Genomic DNA, 6,137 nt, shown 5'->3' with positions numbered 1-6,137 from the left:
ATTCCGACCACGGCGAAGATGACCAGGCCCACAACGAGCGCCGTTGCGGCGGCGGCGATCAACGCCAAGATGCGGCGGCGGCGTTTCCGCCGGGAATTCACAGCCATGGTCTCCTGCTAGCAGAGTCGGTCGATTGCACAGCCGAGCTGCCGTACCGGGCTTGTCGTCAAGGTCCGTCGTACGGGGCCGTAGTGCTTTGCTTCACGGTACCGGTTCGCGGCACCGCCCCCGGCTGACGCGCTAGCGGATCGCCCCGACGATGTCGCCGGACATCGCGCCCAGCTGTGCGCTCCACGAACCCCAGTCATTGCTGCCGCCGGTCGGGAAGTCGAAGTGGCCGTTGTGGCCGCCGACGTTGCGATACTCCTGGTAGAAGAACCGGGCGTTACCCATCGCCTCGCCGGCCTGCCCGATCATCGCCGCGGCGTCGCCGCCCATGTTCACCGGGCTCCAAACCCAGATCCGCGAGTTGTTCTGCGCCAGCAGCATTGCGTGCACCTCGGGGTCGTGCCACTTCCACCGACCCAGCTGCGGGGCTCCCCACATGCCGTTGCCATCGACCCCGCCGAACTGCTGCAGACCCGCGATGATCGCCCCGTTGGTGGTGGTGTTCGACGGGTACAGGAATCCCGACAGCGAACCGGCAAAGCCGAAGCGTTCGGGGTGGAAGCAGGCCAGCGCCATCGCCGCATACCCGCCCTGGGAGGCGCCGACGACCCCGTGGCCGCCGGGGGCCAAGCCCTTGTTGGCGGCCAGCCAGTCCGGCAGCTCAGTGGACAGGAACGTGTCCCACTGCTTGCTGCCGTCCCGCTCCCAGTTGGCATACATACTGAAGGCGCCACCGGCCGGCGCGGCCACCGAGATTCCCTTGCCGGCCAACGTGTTCATCGCGTTACCCGCGGTCACCCAGTTGCTGACGTCGGGTGCGGCGTTGAAGGCGTCGAGCAGATACACCGCATGCGGACCGCCGGCCAGGAAGGCCACCGGGATGTCGCGGCCCATCGCTGCCGACGGAACCATCAGCGTCTCGTAGCCGGCCGCGCGGGCCGAGCCGCCGTGTCCCGCGACGAAGCCCCCGACGGTCAATACGGCGGCGCACAGTAGCCGTAGCAGCATCGACAGACTTCTCATCACTGACCTCGCTTGTCGCTCGACCACCAGTAAGGAGACGGCAGATCGCCCCCGGTTCCGCAAGGTAGCTAATCACACGCCGGAGAACCGGACGCCAGAAACGGCGAACGGCGACGACCTCGTAAGGTCGTCGCCGTCAGCCGTGCTGTTACTAGCTCAGGTGTGCTGGCCAGCGGCCGAGGCAGACGGAGCACCAGCCGGTGCACCCGGGCCGGGGCCTGCGCCCGGAGTGGCACCGAGAGTCGCCTGCAGGTCGGGCAGCATCGCGTGCAGCTGCGCGCCCCAGTACGGCCAGTCGTGCGTGCCGTTGGCGTCGAAGTGGAATTGCGCGTTGTGACCGCCGGCGGCGTTGTACGCATCCTGGAACTTGAGGTTGCTGGTGCGCACGAAGCCCTCGAGGAACTTGGCCGGCAGGTTGTCGCCACCCAGGTCGGACGGCTTGCCGTTACCGCAGTACATCCAGAGGCGGGTGTTGTTGGCGACCGTCTTGCTGACGTTCAGCAGCGGGTCGTTACGTGCCCAGGCCGGGTCTTCCTTCGGGCCCCACATGTCGGCGGGCTTGTAGCCACCGGCGTCACCCATGGCGAGGCCGATCAGCGACGGGCCCATGCCCTGCGAGGGGTCCATCAGACCGGAGAACGAGCCGACCTCGATGAACTGTGCGGGGTGGTAGTTGGCCAGGTTCAGCGACGAGGCGCCTGCCATCGACAGGCCGACCGCGGCGCCGCCGGTGGACTTCACCCCTTTGGTGGCCAGGAAGGCGGGCAGTTCGCTAGTGAGGAAGGTCTCCCACTTGTAGGTCTGGCAACCGGCCTTACCGCAAGCCGGCTTGTACCAGTCGGTGTACCAGCTGGACTGGCCGCCCACCGGCATCACCAGCGACAGACCGGACTGCAGGTACCACTCGAACGCGGGGGTGTTGATGTCCCAGCCGTTGAAGTCGTCCTGCGCGCGAAGTCCGTCGAGCAGATATACAGCGGGCGAATTGGCGCCACCGCTCTGGAACTGGACCTTGATGTCACGACCCATGGCGGCCGACGGCACCTGAAGGTACTCAACGGGCAGACCCGGCCGGGAGAACGCGCCAGCGTCCGCGGTCTGGCCCACGACGCCGATCAGGCCCGGCAGCAGCGCCGCTGCGGCCGCCCCTAGCGCGAGCCGGCGTGGCAAATTACCTGCCACACCGCGAAACCTGTCAACAAGCCTCATTCTTGCTTTCCTCATTCTTTGTCGGGCCCAACATGGTGGGTCGGACTTCATCGCCCTGTCGCCCAGCTTCTTCGTGAACCGCTTCTTGGCTCGCGTCGTTGCTGAGCTCGCCGGCCTAGTTGTCCGGATTTCCGCTAGCCATTCGGAGCCGCATCAATGCCGGACGGGCGCAGCTGTGCTTCCGTAGTCAACCACATCTCGCGGTCTCGACTGACATCGGCGTAGGCCCGAAACCGGGCCTCGCGCTGCGGCCGGACCCGCTCAATTCGGCTGCGGATCACCACGCTGTGAATGTGCCGACGAGCGGTCGTTCGCCGGTAACGATACATATTGACGGTTGCTGGAGAATATTCGGGGGCCGGGCGACGCGCTCACCGGACGCGGCCCGAATGATTGACAAAAATTCTTCTGCCGCTAACTGTTCTCGAGTCACGGTTGCGCGGTGTTGCTGACCGCTACACGGTGCTATGGCCCGGTGGCGGGCAGACCGGTATAGGGGGGCGCGCCCGGCTCCGGCACGGCCAGGCCGCACCTGATGAGTTCGTAACGCGGAACACGGTCGATGCGGTAGCGGGTGTACGAGACGGCGTGCACAAGATTCGACAGGAACCGGTGGAAGCCCATCGGAGCGCGCACCGAATTCAGCATCTGCTGGGTCCCTTGGCAGTGCAGCGCCGCCTCGGCCTGCACGACGAACTTCGCGTCGAGGTAGGCCGGCACACCGGGATACCACTTCACCCAGGGTCCGTCGGCGATCACCCAATCCGGGAAGAGGTTCTTGTCGTGACCGATCCGGCCGTGCTGCAACCGGGCGGTGTGCGCCGCCAGTGGGTTGGCCAGCCCGATCTGGTCGATCACCCGGACATCCAGCCCGACATTCATTCCCACCATGCCGAGGTTGGTGAAAAACACTGTGTGTGGCCCCTTTTGGGGTGCCGGCGGTGGGGCGGGCGGCGCACCGTCCGGTGGCGTCGGCGGTTGCTTTGGTGGAATGGGCGGGACCAAGTCCCACTGGTCGTAGTTGCCGGACGGCAGCAGCAGTGCGCCGTCCGGGGTGTTGTTCAACGCCACCAGCACCGCGCGCATCCGGGGGTAGTCCAGGTAGTCGGCGGCCGTCAGCGGGTGCGCGTGGCCCGTTGCCTGCGCGTAGAAGCGGCGCTCGTCGACGATCCCGGAGTAGGTGACGCGGGTGGCGTCGGCGCCCATGCCGGGGGAATTGGCGGCCCACAGCGACCAGCCTGCGATCGCCATCCACAGCGCGCTCACCGCACCGGCCAACCAATAGCCGGCCTCGCGGGACAGCCTGGTGCCCTCGGGGAACACCACCGGTACCACCGCCACCGGCGCGAGCAGACACAGCAGCGGGACCAGCAGCACCCGGCCGTGCATGAAATCCCCGCCCTGCCGAATCCAGTACAGCGCCTGCAAAAACCCGCTGATCAGGATGAACACCACGACGGCGGCCGGGGTCTGCACGGTGCGGGCCAGCGGCCCACCGGGCGCCGGCGACGCGCTGGTTCGCTTGCGGCCCTTCTGTCTGCGGGCTGACGCCCAGAGGGCCAGGCCCAGCCCGGTCAGCAGGAACGCCGGCACCCACAGCGCGTAAGGCCCGTTGAAGTTCGACAGATAGATCAGGCCCTGCGACCATTTGTCGCCGCCTGCGTCCTTGGCCAGCGCGGTGCTGGGGAACAGCAAGCCGTAGTAGCCCATTCGGAAAATCTGGTAGCCCACCGGCAACAGCCCGCCGGCCACCACGATCTCCAGCCGGCGCCGACCGTCCTGCACGGCGATCAACATCATGATCAGCGCCCCACCGCCAATCAGAGCAAGCTCGGGGCGTACCAATACGCTGCAGCCGGCCACGAATGCCAGCGCGATGATGAACACCCGCCCATGAGGGCGCTGCCCGCCAGGGCTGTGGCGAGCCTGCGACCAGCAGACCATCATCCACCAGAGCAGCCCGAGGTAGGCCATCACCAGGCCGCTTTCCAGGCCGGACGTGGCGAAGTCGCGCGCCGGCGGTACCGCGATGTAGACCAGCGCGCCGGCCGGCAGCATGATCGCCCGCCGGCCCACCAGACCGGGAGCGAACAACCGACCGGTGCCCAGCATCAGCATCGCCAGACCGGCCAGGCTCAGACCGAGCGCCAATGCCAGGGCCACATACTCCAACTGCAGGGGCCGGGTCACAGCGCTGGCGGCGTACACCAGATACGTCCACACCACCGAGGTGTTGGCCTCGACCCGCTCGCCCTGGTTGAACACCGGGCCGTTGCCGGCCAACAGGTTTCGCACTGTACGCAGCACGATCAGCCCGTCGTCGGCAATCCAGCGCCGCTGCCAAGCGCCCCAACCGAACAGCACGGCGACCACGGCCACACTGGTCCAGAGGCTGGCCCGAACCGTGGCGTCGTACGGGAAAGAAGGCCGGCCTACCGATTTGAGCACCGGCCAGCGAAACGCCGCCGGTGGATCGGAGCCGACGTCAGCCGAGGATGACTGCGACACCGATGGTCCCGATCCACGCCAGGAACAGCACCTGCAGCACCCGGTCGCGCAGCGCGATCTCCTCGGGCTCGCCGGCAACGCCGCCGTCGACGTCCACCGCGTAGCGCAGGATCGCAATCGTCCACGGCACCATCGACACCACGAACCAGCCCGCTTTGCCGTGGTCGCGCTCGAATGCCCACAGCCCGTAGCAGACCACCACCGCGGTGGCCGACATCGTCCAGACGAACCGCAGGTAGGTGCTGGTGTAGTTCTCCAGCGACTTGCGGATGCTGGCTCCGGTGCGCTCGGCCAGCTGCAGCTCGGCGTAACGCTTCCCCGCCGCTTGGAACAACGACCCAAACGCCAACACCAGCAAGAACCACTGCGACAGATGGATACCGGCGGCGGCGGCGCCCGCGATGCCCCGGATCAGAAACCCGGACGACACGATGCAGATGTCAATCACCGCTTGATGTTTGAGGCCGAAGCAGTAACCCAGTTGGATCACGATGTAGACGGCCATCACCAGCGCCAGGTTCTGGTTGACCCACCAGGACAGCGCCAGCGACGCCGCCCCGAGCACCACCGCAAGCGTGTAGGCCAGCCACTCCGGCACGACGCCGGCGGCGATCGGGCGGAATCGCTTGGTGGGATGTTGGCGGTCGGCCTCGACGTCACGGGCGTCGTTGATCAGGTAGATCGACGAGGCAGCCAGGCAGAACACCACGAAGGCGACCGCCACCTGACCCGGGACCCGGGACCAGTCGTAGTGGACGTCGGTGCCCCACGCCGCCAGCGGAGCCGCCGCCACCAGGATGTTTTTCAACCACTGCCGCGGGCGGATCGCCTTGACCACGCCGACGATCAGGTTGGCCGGCGGTCCGGCGACCTTTTTGTCGACGTCGCCTACCTTCTCGCTCATCGTTGGGCTCCACCTGTCTTCGGCCAGCTGCCCGGCTTCTCCTCTGGCCGCTTCGCGGGCCCGCTTCGTCGCGAGGCGGGCCAGCGCCGGTCGACCTGGACGGCAGTCCATTCGGTGGCCGCTGCCACCAACACGCCGACCGCCACGCCGGTGGCCACGTCGCTGGGGTAGTGCACGCCGAGCAGCACCCGGGAGAGCGCCATCGGCGGCACCAGCATGCCAGGCAGCGGCAAACCGGTGACCCGGGCCAGCAGAATGGCCGCCGCTGTGGTCGAGGTGGCATGCGCGGACGGGAAACTCAGGCTGCTCGGGGTGCTGACGTTGACCGCGACCGCGGGGTGATGCGGCCGAGGGCGACGCACCAGCCGTTTGATCACGACGGCCG

General features: G+C 67.4%; 5 protein-coding genes. All 5 read right to left on the bottom strand.

Features of this window, described 5'->3' with window-relative positions:
* Nucleotides 1–240 precede the first annotated feature (240 nt).
* The gene (locus tag WAN02_RS09910; RefSeq protein ID WP_422263980.1) at nucleotides 241–1,131 is read right to left on the bottom strand and encodes an alpha/beta hydrolase-fold protein; all 891 of its coding nucleotides are present in this window, start codon (nucleotides 1,129–1,131) and stop codon (nucleotides 241–243) included.
* A 156-nt stretch (nucleotides 1,132–1,287) separates the two neighbouring features.
* On the bottom strand, nucleotides 1,288–2,340 hold the full coding sequence (locus WAN02_RS09905) for an esterase family protein (RefSeq protein WP_422263979.1): 1,053 nt from the start codon (nucleotides 2,338–2,340) through the stop codon (nucleotides 1,288–1,290).
* A gap of 465 nt (nucleotides 2,341–2,805) precedes the next feature.
* Nucleotides 2,806–4,848 (bottom strand): flagellar motor control protein ZomB, encoded by a 2,043-nt coding sequence (gene zomB, locus WAN02_RS09900; protein WP_422263978.1) that lies wholly within the window; start codon nucleotides 4,846–4,848, stop codon nucleotides 2,806–2,808.
* The gene (locus WAN02_RS09895) at nucleotides 4,826–5,752 is read right to left on the bottom strand and encodes a decaprenyl-phosphate phosphoribosyltransferase (RefSeq protein ID WP_422263977.1); all 927 of its coding nucleotides are present in this window, start codon (nucleotides 5,750–5,752) and stop codon (nucleotides 4,826–4,828) included. Before WAN02_RS09895 ends, zomB begins: the two co-directional genes overlap by 23 nt.
* Nucleotides 5,749–6,137, bottom strand: a 389-nt coding sequence (locus WAN02_RS09890) for a phosphatase PAP2 family protein (protein ID WP_422263976.1), incomplete at its 5' end; no start/stop codon positions are given. The genes WAN02_RS09890 and WAN02_RS09895, both read right to left, overlap by 4 nt.

The sequence above is a fragment of the Mycobacterium sp. genome (genome assembly GCF_049281135.1).
Classification (GTDB): Bacteria; Actinomycetota; Actinomycetes; order Mycobacteriales; family Mycobacteriaceae; genus Mycobacterium.
The sequence above is the reverse complement of the archived record's forward strand: the minus strand, read 5'-3'. Positions and strand labels throughout refer to the sequence as shown.